Genomic DNA, 24,777 nt, shown 5'->3' with positions numbered 1-24,777 from the left:
TTCCCATGCTGTTCCAAAAGAAGATCGAGCCCCGCTGCGCCTACTGTGAACGGGGGACCCAGCTGGACGAGGAGAAGGTCCTCTGTGCCAAAAAGGGGGTAGTCTCTCCCGCCGGAAGCTGCCGGGCGTTCAAGTACGACCCCCTCAAGCGGGTGCCGCCCATGCCCAAGGCCCCCGACTTCAGCAATCTGAAGGACGAGGATTTCAAACTGTAACGCAGGAAAGAGGACCGGATCCAGTGGGATCCGGTCCCCTTTTTTATCATTCAGTTAGTCCTGGTCCACCTTGACCACCGGGAAGCGGTCGGGCAGCTTGATACCCGCCCGGTCGTAGATGGCGGCGCCCCGGGCGCAGGCCTCCTTCAGGATGGCCTCCTCGTCCAGCACCAGGATCTTCCGGTCCCGCATGAGCCACTTGCCGTCGCACATGGTGGACTGGACGTTGGAGGAGTGCATGGCGGTGACCAGTGCGGCGATCTTGTCGTTCACCGGCATCATGGAGGGGCCGTGGGGGTCGATGACGATGAGGTCGGCCTTCTTGCCCGCCTCCAGGGAGCCGTACAGGTCCTCGTCCAGCAGGGCCCGGGCGCCCCACTTGGTGGCCATCCGCAGGATGTCCTGGGCGGGCACCACGGTGGGATCCAGCCGCCAGCCCTTGTGGATCAGGGAGGTGAGCCACATCTCATCCACCATGTCCATGTGGTTGGAGGAGGAGGCGCCATCGGTGCCGATGGACACGCAGATGCCCATGTCCAGCATCTTGGGGATGCGGGCGAAGCCCAGCACCCGCATGGCGGAGGCGGGGTTGTGGGACACCTTCACGTCCCGCTTCTTGAAGAGCTCCAGCTCCTCGTCGGTGAGCCACACCGTGTGGACGGCCAGCAGGTTCTTGTCCAGCACGCCCAGCTTCTCCAGGTGCTTGACAGTGCCCTCGCCCCAGCGGGCGTAGGTATACTCCTTCTCCTCCTTGGCCTCGGCTACGTGCATGTGGATGCCCACGCCGTACTTGTCGGCCAGCTCCTTGGTGCGCACGCACAGCTCGTCGGTGTTGTTGAAGATGGTCCGCAGGCCGAACCACACCTGGACCCGGCCGTCGGCGGTGTTGTGGTACTTCTCCAGGTCGATGACCTGCTGCTCCAGCTCCTGGTCCATGGTGCGCTGCCAGATCTTGGGCAGCCCCTCGCCGCAGTCCATGACGGACTTGGCCAGCTTGCCCCGCAGGCCGGACTCCTTGGTGGCCCGGGCCATGCCGGAGACGAACTGTCCGCCGGGCTCGGCGAAGGAGGTGACGCCGGAGCGGATCAGCTCCAGGGAGGTCATCAGGGTGGAGACGTAGGAATCCTCCTCGGTCATGTTGCTCTCATAGGGCCACATCCGGTCGTGGAGCCAGGTGATGAAGTCCACGTCGTCGCCCACGCCCCGGCTGATCTGCTGGGAGGTGTGGACGTGGGTGTTGACGAAGCCGGGCAGGACGTACTTGCCGTTCAGCTCGATGACCTCCGCGTCGGGTTTCACCAGAGCGGGGTCCACCTTGCCCACTGCCACGATCTTGTCGTCCTCCACCAGCACGCCGCCGCCGTCATACACGGTGTCATTGGCGTCCATGGAGAGGACGTAGCCGTTTTTCAGATAAGTCTGAGCCATTGCGCTTTCCTCCTTATTCCACCGAGATCACCGGGTCGATGATCTGGAACTTGCTCACGTCGAACAGACCCTGGTCGGAGATGGCCAGCGCGGGAATGAAGATCAGGGTGATGAAGGACAGGGTCACGTTGGGGGAGGGGACGGTGCAGCCCCGCTGGGCCATGGCGGCGATGACCGCCCGCAGCTTCTCGGCCACAACCTCGCCCTCCTCGTCGGCCAGCAGGCCGCAGATGGGTAGGGCGATCTCCTCAATGACCTTGCCGCCGTCCACGAACACCAGGCCGCCCTGGAGCTCCTGGATGCGGTTGACCGCCAGGGCCATGTCGGCGGGATCGGAGCCCACCACAGATACGTTGTGGTGGTCGTGGCCCACGGAGATGGCGATGGCGCCCGACTTCAGACCAAAGTTCTTGATGAAGGCCCGGCCGATGGAGCCGTTCTTGCCGTAGCGCTCCACACAGGCGATGCGCAGGATGTCATGGTCCACATCGGGCTGTACCACGCCGTCGGCCACCGGCAGGGTGACGGTCAGGTCGTCGGTGAGCAGGGACACGGGGGAGGCGCCGATGACGTGGACGGTGGCCTTTTTGGCCTTGGGGTCCACCTTGAGCACCAGGTCGTCCCCGGTGACGGCGGGCATGTGGACGGTGTTCAGCAGCTTGTCGCTGTAGGCGGGGGCCTTCAGCTCCCGGGTGAGGGCGCCGTGGTCCACGATGAGCTCGCCCTTGGACACCACCTGCTCCACCTTGCACTGCTCCAGGGAGGACAGCAGCACCACGTCGGCGTACTTGCCGGGGGTGATGGAGCCGCACTCGTTGTCGATGCGGAAGCTCTCGGCGGGGTTGAGGGTGACCATCTGGATGGCAGTCACCGGGTTCACGCCCTCCTCCACGGCGATGCGTACCTTGTGGTCCAGGTGGCCCAGGTCCTTGATGTGGAGGGCGTCAATGTCGTCGGACACCATGGCGCAGTGGCGTGCGTCCACGTGGTTTTCGGTCAGGACCTTCAGGCAGGCCCGCAGGTCGGTGGAGGCGGAGCCCTCCCGCATCAGCACCCGCAGACCGGCTCTCAGCTTCTGGAGGGCCTCCTCCTTGTTGGTGGACTCGTGGTCGGAGTTGATGCCGGCGGATACATAGGCGTTCAGCGCCCCGTCATAGGTGGCGGGGGCGTGGCCCTCGGCGGTCTTGTGGTACTTCTCCGCCAGCTCCAGCATGTGGGCGGAGGCGGGGCTGCCGCCCAGGATGGGGGGCACCAGCACCTCGGCCAGACCCACCGCCTGAGGCAGCTGGATCAGCTCGTCCATCATCTCGGCGTGGAGGGTGGAGCCGGTGGTCTGGAGCCCGTTCTCCTCCATGAAGGCGGGGACGGGGTAGTACAGCTTCACGGGGGTGTGCTCCGACTCGGCCAGCACTTCCTTCATGCCCTCCACACCGGAGACGATGGTGATCTCCATCAGGTCGCTGGCCACGGCGGTGGTGCCGTGCTTGACCACCATCTTGGCAAACTCGGTGTAGGTGAGCATGCTGCTCTCAATATGGATGTGGGCGTCGATAAAGCCGGGGGCCAGATACTTGCCGGCGGCGTCAATGATCTTGGTGTCCGGGCCGCAGCACCCCTCGGGCAGCTTGCCTACGGCGGCGATGCGCTCCCCGGCGATGGCGACATCGGCGGGGTAGATCTCTGCGGTGTGGACGTTGACCAGCTGGCCGCCCCGGATGATCACGTCAGCCGGAGCCTGGCCCTGGGCCACTGCGATGAGCCTGTTATCCATCATATGATATAGTCTCCTTTGTGGGCGAATCGTCAAATTTCGCCAGTTATCCTGCTTATTATATTTCACCCTGCGTAGCCTTGTCAACCGAGGGGCGGCCATATCCCGCCCCGGGAAACCGGCCATGGTAAAGACCGCGTAAATACAGGGGAGATCTCTGGACAGAGCAGCGTGATTTTGCTATAGTATAAAAGCGCATCGGAACCAGCAAAGGAGGTACCTGTATGAAAAAACGATGTTTTGCCGTCTTATTGACGATAGCTATGCTATTCAGCATTCTGCCTATGACGGCAATGGCGGCGGATTCCAGCTCCGCGGCTGATGAGGCGGAGCTGACGGCCGCGGTGGCGGAGGCCGCAGCGGGAGATGTGATCCAACTGACGGACGACATCACCCTGTCGGCCACTCTGTCCGTTCCGGCGGAGCAGAGCATCACGCTGGACCTGAACGGACACACCCTGTCTGTGGAGGCGGATGTGGACGTGATCGACAACAGCGGCACGCTGACCGTCAAGAACGGCACGGTGGCGGCCAAGGAGAACACCGCGGCCCATTTCGCGGTCAACAACCAGAAAAGCGGTGTTCTGACCGTGGAGCAGGACGAGGGGCAGGAGACCAAGCTCATCGGCCGCTGCGGCATCCAGAATTACGGTACGGTTGTAATCAACGACGGCACCGTTACCAGCTATAACCGCAACGCCATCTATACGGAGGCGGGGAGCAGCACCACCATCAACGGCGGTCAGATCCTGGCCTCCGGCGGCAGCTCCGGCATGGGCCGCGCGGTTTCCGCGCTGGGCGACGTGACCATCACCGGCGGATACTTTTATGCCGGCGGCAGCAGCGGCGCGGGGGACAACTACATGAACGCCATCAGCATGTTCTATGACGGCGTGCTGACCATCCGCCCCGCTGAGGGCAAGACTGTTACCGTCATTTCGGAGACGGACTACGCCGTTTCCACCATGTACAACGCGAAGGTTTACATCTACGGCGGCAGCTTTGCCTGCAACGGCTCCAGAACGGACGTCCTGGACTTTGAGTCCGCCGGCAACGTGCAGATCTACGGCGGCACCTTCAAGCATGAGCCCTACGCCGACTATCTGCCGGAGGGCTACATCGCCGTGGAGGAGGAGAGCGGCTATGTGGTGCAGGCCGCCCAGCCCGCCGCCGACCTGACGGTAAACAGCTATGAGGAGCTGGCCGGGGCCCTGAACGGCTCCGTGCTGGAGCCCAAGCGCATCACTTTGGGCGCCGACATGACCATCCCCGCCGGCGCCGACCTCACCCTGCAGCAGGGCTACACCCTGACGGTGCCTGCTGATGTTACCCTGACGGTGAACGGCATCCTGTCTCTGGACAGCACCATGACCAACGACGGCACCCTGACCGTCGGGGCCCAGGGCTTTGTGGAGCATCCGCTGAATCTCACCAACAACGGCACCATTACCGACTATCCCGCGGTGGAGAACGGCGTGTGCACCATCTCCACCCCCATGCAGCTGCAATGGCTCTCCTGCCTGGTGGAGTGGGACAACGGCAATATCCCCGCCTCTGTCAGGCTGGCCGGCGATATCGCCATGCCTGATGTGGAATTTACCCCCATCGGCAGCTCCAGCTTCTATCACGGTTCTACCTTTGACGGCGGCAATCACACCATCAGCGACCTGCAGGTGGTGGTGACCTCCGAGTACCGGGGCGGCCTCTTCGGCAATGTGGGCGATGTGACCGTCAGGAACCTGACCATCAGCGGCACCAGCACCAACAGCACCAGCAGCTATATCGGCGCCCTGGCCGGATATATGAGCGGCAGCTGCACCGTGCAGAACGTGCACATTCAGGATTATACCGTGAGCAGCCCCATCAGCTACGGCGTGGGCGGCTTTGTGGGTCAGATCTGGACCGACGACCCCTCCGCCCGGGTGGAGTTCATCGGCTGCACCCTGGACGCCGACGTCACCGGCTACGCCAATCAGGGCGCGGTCTGGGGCACCAGCACCGGCTCCAAGGGCACCATCGGCATCTACAACTGCACCCTGGCCGGTACGGTGACCACCATCAACGTCAACGGCGGCATCTGCGGCGGTTACGGGGCCACTGCTCCGGTGGAGATCATCGGCCTGGATCACTCCGGCCTGACCGTCACAGTGAAGGGCACCGAGACGGACAAGCTGGTGGCCTATACTACGGCCACCAACAATCTGCAGCCCGACAAGGAGGCCGTAAAGGCCGACGGCGTGTGGACTGCCGCCGACGCCGGTACCATCGCGGCCACGGTGGACGGCATGCCCTACGCCTCCTTCGCCGACGCTGTGGCCGCCGCCGGGGACGGCAGCCTGGTGAGCGTGGAGCGGAACGTTGTCCTGACCGAGGCCGTGGCCATCAGCGCCGACGTCAAGGTCACCGGCTTTGCCAAGGTTTCTGTGGGCGCGGGCGGTTCCCTGACCATTTCCGCCGGCAACTATGACGCCGACCCCACCCCCTACGCGGATCCCTCCATGACGGGCAAGGCCAACGGGGACGGTACCTATACCGTGGTTCCCCTGAGCGCGGAAAACGCCGTGGCCTCCATCGGCTCCAACTACTATTATAATTCCCTCTCCGCCGCTGTGGCGGCCGCCAAGAACGGCGACACCATCAAGCTGCTGAACAATGTGGCTCTGCCCGGCCGGCTTGCCATCGCCAAGGACCTGCGGATCGACATGAACGGCAAGACCATCTCCGTGGCGGGCGCCTCCACCCACGGCTTCTCCGTGGTGAACGGCGGCAGCCTGGAACTGACCGGCTCCGGCACCATGAATGTGACCGGGAACGATGTCTGGGGCTTCCAGGTGGTGGGCAACACCGACGGGGCCACCTGGGCGGACACCACCGCCAAGACCACCCTCACCATCGGACCCGATGTGGTGGTGGATGTGGAAAACGGCCTGGGCGTCTGGATCGGCGGCAAGGGCGCCACCCTGAATGTCTACGGCACCATCAACAGCAAGAACGACAGCGCCATCTTCGGAAACGGCACCAGAAATGCCGCCACCAACAACGGCGGGACCGAGATCAACATCTATGACGGCGCCTCCGTGACGGCCAAGAGCGTGGCCATCTACCAGCCTCAGCTGGGCACCGTTAACATCGCGGGCGGTACCGTGGAGGGATACGCGGCCATCGGCATCAAGTCCGGCACCCTGAACATCACCGGCGGTACGGTCAGAGGCGTGGCCAACGACGACGTGCTGGACGACAGCTACTCCAACACCAACGGCATCGCCTATGACGGCTCCGCCATCGTGATTGATTCCTATATCGGCTACAGCGGCCAGATGAACCTGACCATCTCCGGGGACGCCGTGGTCCAGAGCCTGCACTCCACCGCCATCCATGAGATCGGCAATGTGGCGGGCATGACCAATGTGGTCAACCTGAAGGTGGAAGGCGGCTGCCTCAGCAGCGCCGGCGGCAAGGACTGCATCCTGGTGCGGGAGACCACGAAGGACACGGTCTCCGTCACCGGCGGCGCCTTTACCTCCAACCCCGGCGCCTATGCGGCGGACGGCTATGCCGCCGCCGCCGAGACCAGGGTTGTCAACGGCGTGACCTATTATTACACCGTCGCCCGGCAGGCGGAGGAGCCCGACGTGGAGACCGCCGTCTCCGCCGGTGAGCCCTCCGTTGAGGTGGGCGAGAGCCTGGGCCTGCCGGAGAACTTCGGAACCGAGCTGGCCGGCGCCCTGAACAGCGCGGACACCGCCAAGGATCTGACCGATGCGGCGGTGGGTCTGAGCAGCGATGCCGGCGTTGTGGGCACCAAGGACGCGGCGGACAAGGCCCTGACGGACGCGGGCATCAGCACTGGGGACGCCGACATCACCGTGGTGGTGGAGCCCTACCTGAAGGTGGAGGTCACCGGCTACGATGAGACCGAAAAGACCCTGGCCCTGGACATCGGCGCCTACTACAATGTAAAGGCCACCACCAACCCCGGCGACATGACCGACGACAACACTGTGTCCCTCCGGGAGGGCGTGGCGATGAACGTCACCACGCCGGTGGACATCACCATCCCGCTGCCTGCCGGCTTTGCCGCTGACGGCAGCAGCCTCTACGTCAGGCACGTGAAGGACAGCGGAAAGACCTACTATCATCTGGGCACCGTGTCCGGCGATACCCTGACCTTTACCAACGCCAAGGGCTTCAGCACCTTTACCGTGCTGGGCGACAGCACCGGCGTGATCCAGGCCCAGCTGGACGGCGTGTACTATGACAGCCTCCAGGACGCCGTCAACGACGCCGTTGACGGCCAGACCGTCACCGTCCTGGCCGACGGCCTGAGTGCCGGCGTCACCGGCAGCAGCCGCACCATCACCGTGAAGAACGGCACCGCGGGCCAGATCACCGTGACCCTCAACGGCACGGCCCTGACCCTGGGCACCGGCGAAGCCCGTGACTTCACCTACACCGCGCCTTCCGGCGGCGGTGTGACCACCTACGCCGTCTCCGTGGAGAGCGCCGCCAACGGCGCCGTCACCGCCAGCACCAAGAGCGCCTCCAAGGGTACCACAGTGACCCTCACTGTCACCCCCGACAAGGGCTATGTGCTGGATACCCTCACCGTCACCGACAAGGACGGCAAGGCTGTGGCCCTCACCGACAAGGGGAACGGCAAGTACACCTTCACCATGCCCGCCTCCAAGGTGACGGTAAAGGCCGCGTTCAAGGCCGAGGCCCAGAAGGGCCTGCCCTTCACCGATGTGGCGGAGAGCGCCTGGTACTATGACGCCGTGTCCTATGTGTACGGGAAGGGCATCATGACCGGCACCAACGACGGCACCACCTTCAGCCCCGCCATGAACCTGACCCGGGGCATGATGGCCCAGATCCTCTATAACCTGGAGCAGGGCAAGCCCGCCGCCTCCGCCGGCTTTACCGACGTGGCCTCCGGCGCCTGGTACGCCGACGCGGTGAACTGGGCCGCCGCCAACGGCATCGTCAGCGGCTACGGCAGCGGCAAGTTCGGCCCCGAGGACCCCATCACCCGGGAGCAGATGGCGGTTCTGCTGTACAACTACGCCAGGTACAAGGGCAATGACGTGACCGCCACCACCGATCTGGCCTCCTTCTCCGACAGCCAGCAGGTGTCCGATTGGGCGGAGTACGCCATGAAGTGGGCTGTGGCTGAGAAGCTGATCCAGGGCTCCAACAGCAGCCTCAATCCTCTGGGCACTGCCACCCGGGCGGAAGTGGCCCAGCTCTTTACCAACCTGCTGAAGCAGGGCTGACAACGGCAGAAAAAATCCCCGGCGCTGATGCGCCGGGGATTTTTTGGTTCAGGGCCGGACGCCTACGCAGCAGTAGGTCTCCGTGGAGCTGCCGTCGGGCAGGGTCACCCGGCAGGTGATCACCGCGTCGCCGCACCGGTTGGCGGTGAAGCGCACGGCGGGGTTTCCGTTGATGGTGGTCTCCTCCAGCGTGAGGATCTCCGGGTGATCCACACTCCACTGGATGGTGTAGTTCTGGCCGTAATACCGGGTGCTGTCAAAGACATAGAGCTGGGTGGAGGCCCGGTCGCCGGGGGAGATAAACAGCCCCAGGGCGGACAGGGCCAGCTGTTCTCCCTTGGGAACCACATGGACCGTCATGGAGGCGGTGTGGCCATTCCAGGCGGCGCTGAGGCGGCCGGTCCCCACGCTCAGGCTGCGGATGCTGAAATCCCTTTCGTCAAAGGACAGAATATCCGGCGTCTCGTTGGTCCAGGTGATGCCCTGGGTGGCGGTAATGGAGTGGCGTTGGGCGTCCAGCAGGGTGATCCGCATGGAGCGGCCCTCCTCCAGCGCCATCACCGGAAGGGAAAAGGCCAGCTCCGGGGCGGTATAGCTGCCGCTCTGGCCGGGGGTCTCCCCCGGCTCCGGGGCGTCCGATCCCACCCGGGGGGTCAGCCCCGCCAGGCGGCACAGGATGGTGGCGATCTCCGAGCGGCTGATCTGGGAGCTGCCGTTGAAGCGGCGGTTCTGGTCCCCCTCGGTGATGCCTGCCCGGTACCAGCGGTACACCACGTCCCCGTAGGGGTCGGACTCCCGCAGGTCGGGCACGCTCCCGTCAGGCACGGTGCGGATGGGCTGCTTCTCGCTGTCGGGCACCGCCCGGTCCATCAGGTCCACCATCTGGAACCGGGTTGCCGTGTGCTCCAGAATGGACTGGGGCACCTCGGAGGCGGTGAACAGGCCGTTCCGGATACAGTAGTCGTAGGCCCCCTGATACCAGGCCCCGGAGGCGGCAGGTACCGTTGTGCCGTGGCGCTCGGCGTGAAGCCGGGCGGTGAGGGTGACCACTTCCGCCACGCTCATGATGCCGGTGGGGTTGAACTTGCCGTTCCCCACGCCGTTCATCAGGCCCGCCTCAGCCGCCGTATTGACGTAGTCCGCGTACCAGGCGGAGGCGGGTACATCGGTGAAGGAGCCGGGGGTGGGCTCCGGCGTGGGCGTTGGGGTCGGAGTAGGTGTGGGTGTCACGCTGGGGGTCGGGGTGATCTCCGGCTGGGCGGCGCCCAGAGAATGGGCAGTGACCCCGGAGGTGTTCAGGGTATAGAACGTGGGAACGGAGTTCTCCGTCACGTACCACACCACCCCGTCGCCGTAGGGGATGGGCTGGCAGTCGGACAGGGGGGCATTGGCGGTCTGGGTGGCGCCGGGGACCCCGTCCGAACCGTAGGGCAGATAGTACAGCGTGTCGCTGACGGTATAGCCGCTCTTGCCGTTCCACAGCAGGTAGCCGCCGCCCGACCCCGTGGGGGCCAGCACGGGGGTGGTGCTGCCGCCGGAGGAGGTGATCTGATACTGGCGGCCCTTCCCGGTGGCCTTGTCCATGTACTGGAAGTACACGGACCGGTCGCCTCTGCCGCCCGCGCCGTCGTAGTTAAAGGCCATCACATAGCCGTTGGCGGTCTCCGCCAGGCCGCCCACCGAGGCGCCGGTGGTGTTGTCGCCGACGCTCCCGGCGAACTTCATCAGGTCCATGTTCCAGCACCAGTTGTAGCCGCTGCCGGAGAACCTGCCGGTGGAGGCGTTGGAGTAGTAGCCCGTCAGCACCGCGCTTCTGGGATAGGCGTCCCCGTGGTCCAGGGCGATGATCTTGCCGTCCTCATCCACCAGGAGGAACTGGTTGAAGGAGTGGCTGACATAGCCGTAGCTGATGTTCATCACCTTGCAGAAGGAGTCGGTGATGGTCATGTCGCTCTGGCGCACCGCCATGGTCAGGTTGGCCTGGTGGTTGAGCCCGTCGCTGCTGGTGTACATCTCGTGGCTGGTGCGGATGTACAGATAGCCGCCGTACTCGTCGCACCGCAGGGAACCGGCGTCGAAAGGCACCGTGGTATTGGCCCCCTTCAGGCTGGCCGCGCCCAGCCGGTTCCAGTTCTTGTCGTACTTCACCACCCGGATGACCTCGGCGCTGTCGCTCTCGGCGGTGTTCTGCTGGCCGAAGATCAGGAAATTGTAGTTCTCCCCGGCGAAGAAGCCGCCCCAGACGGGCAGCTCCGGCTGGATGGCCCGGCTGTCCAGGAAGGCGAAGGAGGAGCTGTAGTTCTCCACCACCACCTGGCCGCCGGTGTACTCCACCCGGGTGAGGCCGCCGGTTCCGTTCTCATAGAGGTAGGAGGTCACCGGCTTGCTCCAGGTGGTGTAGTCCTCCTTGTTGATGTTGCTGCTGACGGCGGGGGAGGAGCCCGCCGCCAGGGTCGCCGGCGCCAGGGACAGGATAAGCGCCGCGGTGCAGAGAATCGCTCCTGCACGCCTGAACAGAGAGTTGTGATTCACAGTTCAACGCTTCCTTTCCTTCTGAATAGAATTGTTTGGTCAGGCCCGGGCGATCCCCTGGGCCCGGGCGGTGTCGGCCACCGCCTTGGCCACGGCGTCCGCCACGCTCTTGTCCAGGGCGGAGGGGAGAATGTTCTCGGCGCCCAGTTTGTCGGCGGGCACCAGGTCGGCCAGGGCGTGGGCGGCGGCCACCTTCATCTCCTCGGTGATCTCCCTGGCCCGTACCGCCAGGGCGCCCTTGAACACGCCGGGGAACACCAGTACGTTGTTGATCTGGTTGGGGAAGTCGGAGCGGCCGGTGCCGATGACGGCGGCGCCGCCCTTCCTGGCCTCGTCGGGCATGATCTCCGGGGTGGGGTTGGCCATGGCGAATACGATGCCGTCCCGCATGGTGGACACCATCTCGGCGGTGACCAGGTTGGGCCGGGACACGCCCACGAAGGCGTCGGCCCCCTTCAGGGCGTCGGCCAGGGTGCCGTGCTCATGGTTCCGGTTGGAGCTGTGGGAGATCTCCTCCTGTCCGGCGTTGAGGCCCTGGTCCCCCTCGCAGATGATGCCGTGGATGTCGCACATGACGATGTTGCCGAAGCCCATGGAGATGAGCAGCTTGCCGATGGCGATGCCGGCGGCGCCGGCGCCGTTGATGACGATTTTCAGCTTTCCCATCTCCTTGCCGGTGACCTTCACCGCGTTGAGCATGGCGGCGGCCACCACGATGGCGGTGCCGTGCTGGTCGTCGTGGAACACGGGGATGTCGCACAGCTCCTTCAGCCGCCGCTCCACCTCAAAGCACCGGGGGGCGGCGATGTCCTCCAGGTTGATGCCGCCGAAGCTCTTGGAGATCAGGTAGATGGTCTCCACCAGCTTGTCCACGTCCTTGGTGTCCACGCAGATGGGGAAGGCGTCCACCCCGGCGAACTCCTTGAACAGGGCGCACTTGCCCTCCATCACCGGCATACCGGCGGCGGGGCCGATGTCCCCCAGGCCCAGCACCGCCGTGCCGTCGGTGATCACGGCCACCAGGTTGCCCCGGCGGGTCAGGCGGAAAGATTCCTCATAGTCCCTGGCGATGGCCCGGCAGGGCTCGGCCACGCCGGGGGTGTACATCAGGGACAGGTCCTCACGGGTCTCAATGTGTTTGCGGGCCACCACTTCGATCTTGCCCGCCAGCTGCCGGTGCAGCTCCAGAGATTGCTGATTGACGTCCATTTTCATTCCTTCTTTCTATCCTTAAACCATTGCTTCCGGATGAAATACCTCATCGAACCGCTCCGGGGTCAGAAAGCCCAGGGCGATGCAGGCCTCCCGCAGGGAGATGCCCTCGGCGTAGGCCTTTTTGGCGGTTTTGGCGGCGTTCTCGTAGCCGATGTAGGGGTTGAGAGCGGTGACCAGCATCAGGGAGTTGTGCAGGTTCTCCCGGCACTTGTCCCGGTTGGCGGTGATGCCCTGGGCGCAGTGGACCCGGAAGGAGTCCATGCAGTCGGCCAGCAGCCGCACCGACTGGAGGAAGTTGTAGATGCACACCGGCATGAATACGTTGAGCTCGAAATTGCCCTGGGAGGCCGCCATGCCCACCGCCGTGTCGTTGGCCATCACCTGGACGGCCACCATGGTCACCGCCTCGCACTGGGTGGGGTTGACCTTGCCGGGCATGATGGAGGAGCCGGGCTCGTTTTCCGGGATGCGGATCTCACCCAGGCCGCACCGGGGGCCGGAGGCCAGCCAGCGCACGTCGTTGGCGATCTTCATCAGGTCGGCGGCCAGGGCCTTCAGGCCGCCGTGGGCGAACACCAGCTCGTCCTTGCTGGTGAGGGCGTGGAACTTGTTGGGGGCGGTGGAAAAGTCCTTGCCGGTGAGCTGGCTCACCGCCTGGGCCACCGCGGTGTCGAAGCCCTTGGGGGCGTTGAGACCGGTGCCCACGGCGGTGCCGCCCAGGGCCAGCTGCCGCAGGGGGGGCAGGGCCAGCTCCAGCAGGGCGCGGTCCCGCTCCAGGCTGGTCCGCCAGCCGCTGATCTCCTGGGCCAGGGTGATGGGAACCGCGTCCTGGAGATGGGTGCGCCCGCTCTTCACCACGTCGGCGTTCTCCTCCTCCAGCCCCTTCAGCACGGCGGCCAGCTTGTCCAGAGCGGGGAGCAGCTTGTTTTCCATCTCCATGGCCGCGGCGATGTGCATGGCGGTGGGGAAGGTGTCGTTGGAGGACTGGGACATGTTCACGTGGTCGTTGGGGTGGAGCAGCTTTTCCCCCGCCAGTTCGTTGCCCCGGTTGGCCACCACCTCATTGACGTTCATGTTGGACTGGGTGCCGCTGCCCGTCTGCCACACCACCAGGGGAAAGTGCCCGTCCAGTTTGCCGTCCAGGATCTCCCGGCACACCTGGCAGATCAGCTCATACCGGCGGTCGTCCAGCTTGCCCAGCTGGTGGTTGGCCATGGCCGCCGCCTGTTTCAGAACGGCGAAGGCACGGATGATCTCGACCGGCATCTGCTCGGTGCCGATCTTGAAATTCTGAAAGCTGCGCTGGGTCTGGGCCCCCCAATAGCGGTCGGCGGGCACCCGAACCTCGCCCATGGTGTCGTGTTCGATCCGGTAGTCCATGTGTGTTCATCCTCTCCTTTTTCCGCCCGGAGCCGGGCGGGATGCTACGCAAGGCCCATTATACACCAATCATCACTGAGAAACTATCTTAATTTGAAAATTTCAAAAAATATATGTCTTGAGCGAAAATAATGTATTTTTTTCTCTTGAAAGGATGTGTCCGAATTTTCGGACAAAACGGATTTGTTTTCCGGAAATGCGGACTTTTGGGGCGCGGTCTCCAAAGACGGAAGGGCTCAGAGGTCCGGGTGCGCAGGGCTTTGCCCGTTTTTCGGGAAGTTGGCATCCGGAATGCACACTATGAGAGTGACACCGACAAGGAGGTCTGGACACATGGTAGAGACGAAACAAGGAAAGCTGTTTTTCGACGGCTGTGATGTTACGGAGCTGGCCAGGAAATACGGGACCCCGCTTTATGTCTATTCTGAATCCGTGATCCAGGCCCATTTTGACGAGCTGCGGCGGGATTTCCTGGACCGCTGGCCGGGAAGCCGGGTGGCCTATGCGGCCAAGGCCTTCTGTTCGCTGGGCATGTGCCGGCTGGCCCAGCGGGCGGGGATGTGCATTGATGTGGTGTCGGGGGGCGAGCTCTATACCGCCTTGACCGCCGGATTTCCGCCGGAGCGGATCGAGTTCAACGGCAACAACAAACTGCTGCAGGAGCTGGAGCTGGCGGTGTCCCGTGGGGTAGGCCGGATCATCGTGGACGGCGCGGAAGAGCTGGACATGATCGAGAAGCTCTGCACGGCCCTGGACAAGCGGGTCAGCGTCCTGTACCGGATCACCCCGGGGGTCAGGGCGGACAGCCATGACTATATCGTCACCGGGAAGAAGGATTCCAAATTCGGTTTCCCGCTGGATGAGGATGTGCTCTATCCCGCCGTGGAGCGGGCCCTGGCGGCGCCCCACGTGGACTTCCTGGGCTTCCATTTCCACATCGGTTCCCAGCTGTTTGACCGGGGACCCTACATCCAGGCCGTCGAGGCCATGCTGGAGGTGGTGGGCCAGGTCAGGGAACGCTTTGGGGTTGCGGTGACCGAGCTCAACCTGGGCGGCGGTTTCGGCATTACTTACACCAGCGAGGAGCGGAAGCCCTTCCGGTACTATCTGGACCCCATGCTGGAGCGCATTGCAGACCGCTTTGACCGGTGGGGGCTGCCCCGTCCGGCGGTGGTCATCGAGCCCGGCCGGAGCATTGTGGGCGACGCGGGCATGACCCTGTACAGCGTGGGCGAGATCAAGGAGATCAGGGGTGTGCGGAAATATGTCTGCGTGGACGGCGGCATGTCGGACAACATCCGTCCCGCCCTCTACCAGGCGGTCTACCGGGGCGTGCTGGCCAACAAGATGGACCGGGCGGACCGGGAGACGGTGACGGTATGCGGAAAGTGCTGTGAGGCGGGAGACGTGCTGGTCCGGGACCTGTCCCTGCCGCCGGCGGAGCGGGGGGATATTTTCGCCCTGTTCTGCACGGGCGCTTACGGCTACGCCATGGCCAGCAACTACAACAACAATCCGGTCCCGGCGGTGGTGCTGGTCCACGGCGGGACGGACGAGCTGATGGTCCGGCGGCAGAGCTATGCCGACATCATCCGCAATCAGCTGATTCCCCCGTCTCTGGAGTGACAGGGGAGAGAAAGGAATGTGGCGACAGGACCATGAATCAGAAAGAGAGCAAGTACCGCTCCGAGCACGATTCCATCGGGGAGCGCACCCTGCCCAAGGACGTCTATTATGGGGTGCAGTCCCTGCGTGCCGCGGAGAATTTCCATATCACCGGTCTGTCCATGCACCCGGAGATCATCAACTCCATCGCGGAGATCAAGAAGGCGTCCGCCATCACCAACTATGAGATCGGCCTGCTGGACAAGCGGGTGGCCGACGCCATCGTAAAGGCCTGCGAGGAGATCGCCGAAGGCAAGCTCCACGAGGAATTTATCGTGGACCCCATCCAGGGCGGCGCGGGCACCAGCCTGAACATGAACGCCAACGAGGTCATCGCCAACCGGGCCATTGAGCTGCTGGGGGGCGAGAAGGGGGACTACACGCTGGTCAACCCCAACGACCACGTCAACTACGGCCAGTCCACCAACGATGTGTTTCCCTCGGCGGGCAAGATGGCGGTGCTCAAGCTGCTGATCCGGGCCCAGATCCAGCTGGAGCGGCTGTATCAGGCCCTGACCCGAAAGGCGGAGGAATTCGACGGCGTCATCAAGATGGGCCGCACCCAGATGCAGGACGCGGTGCCCATCCGGCTGGGGCAGGAGTTCCGGGCCTACAGCGAGGCCATCCGCCGGGACATCACGCGTCTGGTGCGGGCCCAGGACGAGATGCGCTGCCTGAACATGGGCGGCACCGCCATCGGCACCGGCATCAACGCCGACGAGGAATATCTGCGCCGCATCGTCCCCAACCTGTCCAAGGTGTCCGGCCTGCGCCTGGTCCAGGCCTTTGACCTGATCGATGCCACCCAGAACCTGGACGAGTTCGTGGCCGTGTCCGGCGCCGTCAAGACCTGCGCGGTGAACCTGTCCAAGATGTGCAACGACCTGCGCCTCATGTCCACCGGCCCCCGCTGCGGCCTGGGGGAGATCAATCTGCCCCCACGGCAGAACGGCTCCTCCATCATGCCCGGCAAGGTCAACCCGGTCATCCCGGAGGTGGTCAACCAGGTGGCCTTCAACGTGATGGGCAACGACCTGACCATCACCATGGCCGCCGAGGCCGGTCAGCTGGAGCTCAACGCCTTTGAGCCCATCATCTTCTGGAACCTGACCCACGCCGTGGAGTTCCTCACCTACGCCGTGAAGACCCTCACCGACCACTGCATCGTGGGCATCACCGCCAACGCCGAGCGCTGCAAGGACATGGTGGACCACAGCGTGGGCATCATCACCGCCCTGTGCCCCCACATCGGCTACAGCGCCGCGGCGGACCTGGCCAAGCGGGCCATCCAGACCGGCGTCTCGGTGAAGAGCCTGATCCTTCAGGAGGGCATTCTGGACGAGGCCACCCTGGAGCAGATCCTGGACCCCTATTCCATGACGGAGCCGGGGATCTCGGCCAAGCATCTGCTGGAAAAGGCGTGAGCGCATGAAAACACTGGGCATTATCGGCGGGATGGGGCCGCTGGCCTCCGAGGACCTGTTCAACAAGATCATCCGCAATACCAGGGCCCACAGCGACGGGGAGCACCTGCACATCATTCTGGACAACGACACCGCCATCCCCGACCGGACGGAGGCCATCCTCCACGAGGGCCGGGACCCCCGGCCGGAGCTGTGCGCCAGTGCCAGACGGCTCCAGGCCGCCGGAGCGGATGTGCTGGCCATCGCCTGCAACACCGCCCACTACTTTTACGACGATGTGGCCGCCGCCGTGACCATTCCCGTACTCCACATGCCCCGGCTGACGGCGGAGCACGTGCGGCAGACGGGGCTGGACACCGTGGCGCTGCTGGCCACCGACGGGACGGTGCGCAGCGGGATCTATCAGAAGGCCTTTGCCGGCCGGCCCGCCCTGCTCCTGCCCGACGAGGCCGGGCAGCGGGCGGTGATGGATCTGATCTACCGGGGGGTGAAGGGCGGACAGCCCCAATTCCCCACGGAGGAGATCCGGCGGGTGCTGGCCGGCCTGCGGCAGCGGGGCGCCCAGGCCTTCATCCTGGGCTGCACCGAGCTGCCGGTGGCGTTCCGGCAGTACGGGCTGGAGGGACCGGCCATCGACCCCACGCTGGTGCTGGCCCGGGCGGCCATCCGGGCCTGCCAGGCGCCCCTCATCGCCTGAACGCTTTTCAGCGGGCCCCATTTCCTGTATGATAGGGTCTGTGCGGACGGGAACCCATCTCAAGCCCGTCCGGCGGAAAGGAGACGGAAGCACCATGATTCAGCTGATTCGAAACGTAAAAGTCTACCGGGACGGGGCCTGGCGGCCCAGCGAGATCCTGATTGCCGGCAGCCAGATCGAGGCGATTGCCGACCGCGTCCAGTGCGACTACAGCGGCCTGGAGGTGTCGGACGGCAAGGGGATGACCGCCATTCCCGGCTACATCGACCAGCACGTCCACGTCACCGGCGGCGGCGGGGAGGGCAGCTTTATCACCCAGGTGCCGCCCCTGAAGTTCAGCGCCCCGGTGAAGGCGGGAGTGACCACTCTGGTGGGCCTGCTGGGGACGGACGGCACCACCCGCAGCGTGGCCAATCTGGTGGCCAAGACCAAGGCCCTGCGGGAGTTCGGCCTGACCGCCTACTGCCTGACGGGCAACTACAACTATCCCTCCCCCACCCTCACCGGCAGCGTGATGGACGACATCGTGTTCGTGGAGGAGATCATCGGCGTCAAGATCGCCATTTCCGACCACCGCTCCAGCAACATGACCAGGGAATCCCTGATCAAGCTGGCCTCCGACGCCCGGGTGGCGGGGATGCTGTCCGGCAAGCCGGGCATCGTCCACCTGCATACCGGCAGCGGCAAGGCCCAGCTGGACATGCTGTTCGACATTGTGGAGCACACCGAGATCCCCATCTGGAACTTCCGGCCCACCCATCTGGCCGCCAAGTACGACGCCGCCATCCGCTTTGCCAGGCTGGGCGGCTACATCGACTTCACCTGCGACCCCGAGGATATGTTCAACCGCACCGCCCTGCTGGTCCGGGCCATGGAGGAGGCTCCGGACGGGCTGGTGACCATCAGCACCGACAGCAACGGCAGCCTGCCCATCTGGAACGAGAAGAAGGAGATGATCGGCATCGGCGCCGCCAGCATCCAGGCCCTCCACGAGACGGTGCGGGCCATGGTCCGGATGCAGCACTGCCCCCTGGAAAAGGCCATCACCCCCGCCACCGAGAACGTGGCCAGGGCGCTGAAGCTCTATCCGGCCAAGGGCTGTCTGGCCGCCGGCTCCGACGCGGACATCGTGCTGCTGGACGGGGATCTGAACATTCAGACCGTCTACGCCATGGGCAGGTGTATGCTGCGGGACGGGACCATGACGGTCCACGCCAACTTCGAGGACTGATCCCCCCGCCCTCCACGGCATGGTATCCAGTACCGGCATATCCGGCCGGTATTTGATAGAACCGAAAAAGAGAGGAGAATCACTATGAGGAAAGACAAGACCGCCACGTTGGAAAAGAAAAGGTTCAAAATGCCGGACACCTGGATCGTCGTGTTCATCATGGTGGTGATCGTGGCCATCCTCAGCTGGATCGTCCCCGCAGGTTCTTACGATTACCATGAGGTGGAGATCAACGGCACGATCCGCAATCTGGCGATCGACGGCTCCTACCACGTCATTGACAAGGCGGAGACCTCACCCACCGGCTTCTTGGGCGTGTTCTCCGCGCTGTACAGCGGCTGTGTGGGGGCGGCCAGCACCATCTTCATGGTCCTGTGCTGCTGCTCCTGCTTCCGCATCATGGTGCGCACCGGCGCCTTCCACGCCGGCATCGGCTCCATCATGAAGCGGCTGGGCAAGAAGGGCCTGGTCATCGTGGTGCTGCTGATGATCGTTTTCGGCCTGTGCGGCTCCATGTTCGGCATGCTCAGCGAGCTGTTCGGCTTCTATCCGCTGATCGTGGGCCTGGGCGTGGCACTGGGCTATGACGCCATGTTCGGCTTTGCCATCCTGGCCCTGGGCGAGTACATCGGCTTTACCGCCGGTACCCTCAACCCCTACAATGTGGCCATCTCCCAGGGCATTTCCGAGGTGCCTCTCTACTCCAACCTGCCCTACCGCTGGCTGTGCTTCGCCGTGCTGATGGGCATTTCCATGGCCTACCTGCTGTGGTACGGCATCAAGATCCGCCGGGACCCCACCCGGTCCATCGTCTACGGCCGGCCCTGCATCCACTCCTTCAGCGACGGCGACCTGGACCAGTACAAGATGACCCCCAGATACGCCCTTATCTTGGTGGATCTGGCCGTGGTGCTGGCGGTCCTGATGGTGGGCCTGCTGAAGTACGGCTGGGGCAACGAGCAGCTGTGCGGCCTGTTTATCCTCATGTCCATCATCGGCGCGCTGATCAGCGGCTGGAGCGGACAGAAGTACGTGGATGAGTTCGTGGAGGGCGTGAAGGGCATGGCCTGGGGCGCCCTGATCGCCGGCCTGTCCTACGCCATCATGGTGGTCATGAACAACGCCATGATCACCGACACCATCATCCACGCTCTGGCCGAGCTGCTCAAGCACGCCCCCTCCTCCATCTCCGCCCAGATGATCCTGCTGGCCCAGACCATCATCAACCTGCCCATCTCCTCCGCCACCGGGCAGGCGGCCGTCACCATGCCCATCATGGCTCCTCTGGCCGACGCCCTCAACGTGACCCGTGACACCGCCTGTCTGGCCTTCCAGTTCGGCGACGGCCTGTCCAACCTGCTGTGGCCCACCAGCAACATCGTGGTGGTCTGCGGCCTGGCCGACATCCCCTATGAGAAGTGGATCAAGTGGTTCCTGCCCCTGTTCTTCATCCTGCTGGTGGCCCAGATGGTGCTGGTAGGCGGCGCCGTGGCGCTGGGGCTCTAAAACAACGGAGGCGATTGTTTGCGTATCAGAGCTGAATTTACCGCCGACCCCTCTGCAGCCGGCGCCCTGTTCCGGCGGGAGATGGCGGACCGGGGTATCCCCGGCGGCACCCTGGCCCTGCTGCGGGGCGGAGAGATCTGCTGTACGGAGGCCTTTGGGGTGAAGGATACCAGCGGCACCCCCATGAGCGAGGCGGTGCTGTTCGAATCGGCGTCCCTCACCAAATCCCTGTTCGGCACCCTGGTGATGCGCCTGTGCCAGGAGGGACGGGTGGATCTGGACCGGCCCATTGCGGAAGTGCTGAAGGGAGCGCCCTGGTCGGACGACCCCCGCTTTTCCGCCATCACCCCCCGGCACTGCCTGTGCCACGGCAGCGGCCTGCCCAACTGGCAGGCCAGGCCCATGGACATGCTGTTCGATCCGGGCAGCGGCTACAGCTATTCCGGCGAGGGCTACTTCCTCCTCCAGCGCATGGTGGAGCAGATCATGGACCGGGACCTGAACCAGCTGCTGCACCAATACCTTCTGGACCCGCTGGGCATGACCCGCTCCACGGCCACCTGGACGCCGGCGGTGGGCAAGGCCTTCGCCCAGGGCTTCGGCGGGGACGGCTCCATCGTCAAGGTCAGGGACCGGCGGCGCACCACGGGAAACGCCCCGGAGCCCTGCGCGGCCTGGTCGCTGTACTCCAACTCCTTTGACATGATCAAATTCCTGCAATATGTGGTCCGGGAGCGGGGCGGCCTGCGGGACGCCGCGTTCCGGGAGATGACCGCGCCCCAGAACCGCCTGGGGGAGGCCGTTCCCTGGGGACTGGGCTGGGGGCTGTGCGCGGCGGACCCCCACGTGCTGTGGCACTGGGGCGACAACGACGGCTTCAAGTCCCTGTCCATCCTGGACTGGGACACCGGCGACGGGCTTTCCATCTACACCAACAGCGACAACGGCTTCCTGTTCTGGGTGGACATGGGCAAGCAGCTGACCGACGGCCCCTTTTTCGATGAGATCTGTGACTTTGTACGTCAGGCGGAGTAAGCGCTCCGCAGGATATCCTCCCTCTCTCCCCGCCCCGCCCGGCAGACCCCGGACGGGGCGCTCTTTTTGCCCTTGTGGGCGGGGAAAATGTATTTTATAATGGGAGAAAGCACCGGCGAGAGGAGGGCGGCCTGTGAACGAGAAACTGGTGGATACCATTACGGAGATCGTGGATGAGGGCATCATCTGCGTCAATGCCGGCGGGATCGTGACCCATTTCAACCGGAAAGCCAAGGAGATCACCGGCATCGTGCTGGAGGGCGGCCGGTCCCATCCGGCGGGCTCCATCCTGCCCGGAGACATTGTGCTCATTGCCGACAACATGCTGGGGGACGACGACGGCGGCATGACGCCGGAGGCCTTCCGGCACCTGAACCTCTCCGATCCCGAGCTGGCCCTGGGGGATGTGGTCCTGGCGGCGGGGATCTATCACGACCCTGCCTCCAAGCCGCTCTACCGGCGGTGCGGGCAGTATGCGGCGCCCCAGGAACTGAAGCTGGAGGGACGCTGCGGCGGGGTGGACGTGTCCCTCTCCGTGAGCCGGTATGAGAAGCTGCTCACCATTTCAGTGGATGGGGAGCCCTACTATCTGCGCTATCTGCGGTCCCTGGCCCATCTGGTGGTGCTGGACGGGCAGACCAAACAGGTGAAGTTTTACCAGGAGAAGGGGTGTACCATCCGGCGGGAGGACCTGAAAAACCTGCTGGACGGCGCGCCGTTCCAGTCCAAAAACGACGGCACCACTGAATTCGGCGTGATCGGCCGGGACTTTTTTCAGCTGTTCCAGCCCTGCGAGCTGACCCAGCGTGTGGACCGGCTGCTCTCCGGGGAGGGGGGCGCCACCCTGGACGAGGAGCTGGACGTGAACAAGCGGCTGATGCTCTGCTCCATCCTGCCCGTGATGGAGGGGGAGCGGGTGCGGGGGGCGGTGCTGAAGCTCACCGACCTGTCGGAGCTGCATAAGCTGCTGGACCAGCGCAACGATCTGATCTCCAAGGTGGAACAGGCCAGCCTGAATGTAAATAACCGGGTCATGGGTGTGCCGGACAGCGCCTTTCCCAATTTCGCGGGCAGCTCGCCCCCCATTCAGCGGGTGAAATATCTGGCCTTCAAGGCGGCACAGGCCCGGTGCAACATCATCATCACCGGGGAGAGCGGGACGGGAAAGTCCCAGCTGGCCTCTGAGATCCACCGCCTGTCCCGGCCCAACGGCCCCTTTGTGGAGGTGAACTGCAGCTCCATTCCCCGGGATCTGTTTGAAAGCGAGCTGTTCGGCTATGTGGGCGGGGCCTTTACCGGAGCCCTCACCGCCGGCAAGCCCGGCTATTTTGAGCAGGCCGACGGCGGCACCATCTTCCTGGACGAGATCGGGGAGATCCCCATGAGTGCCCAGGTCAAGCTGCTCTATGTGATCCAGAACAAGCGGTTTTACCGGGTGGGAGCCACCAAGCCCACCGACGTGGACGTGCGCATCCTGTCGGCCACCAACCAGGATCTGTGGAAGGCGGTGCAGGACGGGCGGTTCCGGGAGGACCTGTATTACCGCATCAGTGTGTTTCCCATCGAGATTCCGCCCCTGCGGGAGCGCATCTCCGACCTGTATCTGCTGAGCCGCAGCCTGACGGAATCCATCTGCGCCGAGTACGGCATCCCGCCGAAAAAGCTCTCCGGCTCGGCGGTGGAGAAGCTGCTGCGCCACGCCTGGCCGGGCAATATCCGGGAGCTGGGCAACGTGCTGGAGCGGGCGGTGGCAGTCTGTGAGAACAGCATCATCGGGGCGGAGGATATCGAGCTCAACGCCGCCGGCCGCCCCCTGGCAGCGGGGGAGAGCGCCTCGTTCGGTACCCTGAAGGAGCAGATGGAGCACGCGGAGGAGCAGGCCATACGCCGGGCGCTGGAGCGCACCGGCGGGGACCGGCATCAGGCCATGGAGCTTTTGGGCCTGAAGAAGTCCAGCTTCTATGACCGTTTGCAGCACTACGGCATCAAATAGAAGAAAACCGGGCCGGAGGCCGCCGATCTGGCGGCCTCCGGCCCGGTTTTTTTGAGCGGTTCAGAGGGGACGGCTCCGGTACCGCCGGTACGCGATCAGGCAGAGGAGGATCTGCACCACGGAGGACAGGGGGGTGGCCAGACCGATGTGGAACAGGGTGGCGTTCCCCAGACTGCTGATGAGGCAGACGGCGGGTATGCGGACGCAGAAGGCCCCCACGATGCCCTGGACCATCACAAAGAGGGTCCTGCCGCAGCCGTTGAAGTAGCCCAGGAAACAGAAGAGGATGGCCGTCAGCAGGCAGTCGATGGCGTAGGCCTTCAGGTAGGAGTGGGCGGCGGCGATGACCAGGGGCTCTTTGGAAAAGATGGCGGCCAGCCCGGAGCCCCAGAAGAAGGCCAGCGCCCCCATGGCGGCTCCGGCGGCCAGGGCGGTGCGGATGCCGTAGAACAGGGCCTTCCGGGAGCGGTCGCCGGCGCCGGCGCCGTTGTTCTGGGCCACGAAGGCGGAGATGGACTGCATGTAGGCGGAGGCCACCAGCATCAGGAAGCTGCACACCTTTTCGGCCACCCCCACCGCAGCCGATTCCACCACCCCCATGTCGTTGACCACCACCTGGATGAACAGGAAGGAGAACTGCACCAGCAGCTCCTGCAGGGCGATGGGGATGCCGATGCGCAGGATCTTTCCGGCGTGTGCCCGGTCCAGGCGGATGCAGGAGAGGGAGAAGCGGAAGGGCAGGGCACCCCGCCTGCGGATGAGACAGAGAGAGCACACTACGCTGACCGCCTGGGCTCCCACCGTGGCGATGGCCGCCCCCGTGGCCCCCAGACCGAAGCCGGCGATGAGGATCAGATCCCCCGCGATGTTGATGACGCAGGCGATGGCCACCGTGAGCAGAGGGGTCCTGGAATCCCCGATCCCCCGGAAAACCGCCCCGATGACGTTGTAGGCCACGATAAAGACCGTGCCCATGCCGCAGATGCGCACATAGCTGCTGGTGTGGACAAAGGCCTCCGCCGGGGCGTGCATCCACCCGGTCAGCAGGTCGCTGCCGGGCACCACCACCGCCGTCACCCCAGCGGCCACCACGGCGAAAATGGCGATGCCCGCCCCGATCCCCCGGCCAGCCCGCTCCCGCTGGCCGCAGCCGATGGCGTGTCCCACAAAGACGGTCACGCCCATGGACAGACCGGTGATGACCATGGTGATGATGTTAAAGAGCTGGCTGCCGGTGGCCACGCCGGACTGCTCGCCGGTGCCGGAGAACTGCCCCACGATGATCAGATCCGCCGCTCCGTACATGGCCTGCAGCAGCAGGGAGAGCAGCACGGGAAAGGCGAAGGAGAGCAGGGACTTCAGGATACTGCCCTGGGTCAGGTTCCGCTGTCTCATATGGGTCGGGCTTCCTT

Annotated in this window: 15 protein-coding genes; 9 read left to right on the top strand and 6 right to left on the bottom strand. The window is 64.6% G+C overall.

Going from position 1 to position 24,777, the window contains the following annotated elements; genetic code table 11:
- Positions 1 to 5 precede the first annotated feature (5 nt).
- Positions 6 to 215 carry a hypothetical protein gene (locus E0E41_RS15390; protein WP_130870634.1) on the top strand — a complete coding sequence of 70 codons (210 nt, stop codon included), beginning with the start codon at positions 6 to 8 and terminating at the stop codon, positions 213 to 215.
- A gap of 54 nt (positions 216 to 269) precedes the next feature.
- Here E0E41_RS15390 and E0E41_RS15385 read toward each other — a convergent pair whose 3' ends face one another.
- Both E0E41_RS15385 and ade read right to left on the bottom strand, forming a co-directional pair.
- A complete protein-coding gene (locus E0E41_RS15385) occupies positions 270 to 1,643 on the bottom strand; it encodes an amidohydrolase (RefSeq protein ID WP_130870633.1) in 1,374 nt (457 codons plus the stop codon).
- A 13-nt stretch (positions 1,644 to 1,656) separates the two neighbouring features.
- The gene (ade, locus tag E0E41_RS15380) at positions 1,657 to 3,417 is read right to left on the bottom strand and encodes an adenine deaminase (RefSeq protein ID WP_165450573.1); all 1,761 of its coding nucleotides are present in this window, start codon (positions 3,415 to 3,417) and stop codon (positions 1,657 to 1,659) included.
- 221 nt (positions 3,418 to 3,638) lie between these two features.
- On the opposite strand from ade, the gene E0E41_RS19030 reads away from it, so the two are divergent.
- Entirely contained in the window at positions 3,639 to 8,687 is a 5,049-nt protein-coding gene (locus E0E41_RS19030; RefSeq protein WP_242623803.1) for an S-layer homology domain-containing protein, read from the top strand.
- 48 nt (positions 8,688 to 8,735) lie between these two features.
- Here E0E41_RS19030 and E0E41_RS15370 read toward each other — a convergent pair whose 3' ends face one another.
- The 3 genes from E0E41_RS15370 to fumC are packed head-to-tail and all read right to left on the bottom strand — an operon-like array spanning position 8,736 to position 13,814.
- Positions 8,736 to 11,219 (bottom strand): S-layer homology domain-containing protein, encoded by a 2,484-nt coding sequence (locus E0E41_RS15370; protein WP_130870631.1) that lies wholly within the window; start codon positions 11,217 to 11,219, stop codon positions 8,736 to 8,738.
- 39 nt (positions 11,220 to 11,258) lie between these two features.
- On the bottom strand, positions 11,259 to 12,428 hold the full coding sequence (locus tag E0E41_RS15365) for an NAD(P)-dependent malic enzyme (RefSeq protein WP_130870630.1): 1,170 nt from the start codon (positions 12,426 to 12,428) through the stop codon (positions 11,259 to 11,261).
- A gap of 21 nt (positions 12,429 to 12,449) precedes the next feature.
- On the bottom strand, positions 12,450 to 13,814 hold the full coding sequence (gene fumC, locus E0E41_RS15360) for a class II fumarate hydratase (protein WP_130870629.1): 1,365 nt from the start codon (positions 13,812 to 13,814) through the stop codon (positions 12,450 to 12,452).
- A 333-nt stretch (positions 13,815 to 14,147) separates the two neighbouring features.
- Between fumC and lysA the strand changes: the two genes are divergently transcribed.
- The 7 genes from lysA to E0E41_RS15325 all read left to right on the top strand — a co-directional run bounded on the left by lysA (position 14,148) and on the right by E0E41_RS15325 (position 23,365).
- Positions 14,148 to 15,440, top strand: coding sequence for a diaminopimelate decarboxylase (lysA, locus tag E0E41_RS15355; RefSeq protein WP_130870628.1), 1,293 nt, complete (start codon positions 14,148 to 14,150; stop codon positions 15,438 to 15,440).
- Between the two features lie 32 nt (positions 15,441 to 15,472).
- Complete coding sequence (locus tag E0E41_RS15350; protein WP_130870627.1) at positions 15,473 to 16,903, top strand: aspartate ammonia-lyase; 1,431 nt, start codon at positions 15,473 to 15,475, stop codon at positions 16,901 to 16,903.
- Between the two features lie 4 nt (positions 16,904 to 16,907).
- Positions 16,908 to 17,600 carry an aspartate/glutamate racemase family protein gene (locus E0E41_RS15345; protein WP_130870626.1) on the top strand — a complete coding sequence of 231 codons (693 nt, stop codon included), beginning with the start codon at positions 16,908 to 16,910 and terminating at the stop codon, positions 17,598 to 17,600.
- A 94-nt stretch (positions 17,601 to 17,694) separates the two neighbouring features.
- Complete coding sequence (iadA, locus tag E0E41_RS15340; protein ID WP_130870625.1) at positions 17,695 to 18,831, top strand: beta-aspartyl-peptidase; 1,137 nt, start codon at positions 17,695 to 17,697, stop codon at positions 18,829 to 18,831.
- Positions 18,832 to 18,915: 84 nt separating this feature from the next.
- Positions 18,916 to 20,337, top strand: coding sequence for a YfcC family protein (locus tag E0E41_RS15335; protein ID WP_130870624.1), 1,422 nt, complete (start codon positions 18,916 to 18,918; stop codon positions 20,335 to 20,337).
- 18 nt (positions 20,338 to 20,355) lie between these two features.
- On the top strand, positions 20,356 to 21,372 hold the full coding sequence (locus tag E0E41_RS15330; RefSeq protein WP_130870623.1) for a serine hydrolase domain-containing protein: 1,017 nt from the start codon (positions 20,356 to 20,358) through the stop codon (positions 21,370 to 21,372).
- Positions 21,373 to 21,505: 133 nt separating this feature from the next.
- On the top strand, positions 21,506 to 23,365 hold the full coding sequence (locus E0E41_RS15325) for a sigma-54 interaction domain-containing protein (protein WP_130870622.1): 1,860 nt from the start codon (positions 21,506 to 21,508) through the stop codon (positions 23,363 to 23,365).
- Positions 23,366 to 23,425: 60 nt separating this feature from the next.
- On the opposite strand, the gene E0E41_RS15320 is transcribed toward E0E41_RS15325, so the two are convergent.
- Positions 23,426 to 24,760 (bottom strand): MATE family efflux transporter, encoded by a 1,335-nt coding sequence (locus E0E41_RS15320; protein WP_130870621.1) that lies wholly within the window; start codon positions 24,758 to 24,760, stop codon positions 23,426 to 23,428.
- Positions 24,761 to 24,777 lie beyond the last annotated feature (17 nt).

This window comes from Intestinimonas massiliensis (ex Afouda et al. 2020), assembly GCF_900626285.1.
GTDB classification, from domain to species: Bacteria; Bacillota; Clostridia; order Oscillospirales; family Oscillospiraceae; genus Flavonifractor; species Flavonifractor massiliensis_A.
This window is presented reverse-complemented; position numbering and strand designations above follow the sequence as displayed.

What these genes read in the sequence shown, in the direction of transcription:
- E0E41_RS15385 (WP_130870633.1), bottom strand. Translation starts at nt 1,643, where the DNA reads ATGGCTCAGACTTATCTGAAAAACGGCTACGTCCTCTCCATGGACGCC.
- E0E41_RS15335 (WP_130870624.1), top strand. Translation starts at nt 18,916, where the DNA reads ATGAGGAAAGACAAGACCGCCACGTTGGAAAAGAAAAGGTTCAAAATG.
- fumC (WP_130870629.1), bottom strand. Translation starts at nt 13,814, where the DNA reads ATGGACTACCGGATCGAACACGACACCATGGGCGAGGTTCGGGTGCCC.
- E0E41_RS15320 (WP_130870621.1), bottom strand. Translation starts at nt 24,760, where the DNA reads ATGAGACAGCGGAACCTGACCCAGGGCAGTATCCTGAAGTCCCTGCTC.
- E0E41_RS15365 (WP_130870630.1), bottom strand. Translation starts at nt 12,428, where the DNA reads ATGGACGTCAATCAGCAATCTCTGGAGCTGCACCGGCAGCTGGCGGGC.
- E0E41_RS15345 (WP_130870626.1), top strand. Translation starts at nt 16,908, where the DNA reads ATGAAAACACTGGGCATTATCGGCGGGATGGGGCCGCTGGCCTCCGAG.
- E0E41_RS19030 (WP_242623803.1), top strand. Translation starts at nt 3,639, where the DNA reads ATGAAAAAACGATGTTTTGCCGTCTTATTGACGATAGCTATGCTATTC.
- ade (WP_165450573.1), bottom strand. Translation starts at nt 3,417, where the DNA reads ATGATGGATAACAGGCTCATCGCAGTGGCCCAGGGCCAGGCTCCGGCT.
- E0E41_RS15350 (WP_130870627.1), top strand. Translation starts at nt 15,473, where the DNA reads ATGAATCAGAAAGAGAGCAAGTACCGCTCCGAGCACGATTCCATCGGG.
- iadA (WP_130870625.1), top strand. Translation starts at nt 17,695, where the DNA reads ATGATTCAGCTGATTCGAAACGTAAAAGTCTACCGGGACGGGGCCTGG.
- E0E41_RS15390 (WP_130870634.1), top strand. Translation starts at nt 6, where the DNA reads ATGCTGTTCCAAAAGAAGATCGAGCCCCGCTGCGCCTACTGTGAACGG.
- lysA (WP_130870628.1), top strand. Translation starts at nt 14,148, where the DNA reads ATGGTAGAGACGAAACAAGGAAAGCTGTTTTTCGACGGCTGTGATGTT.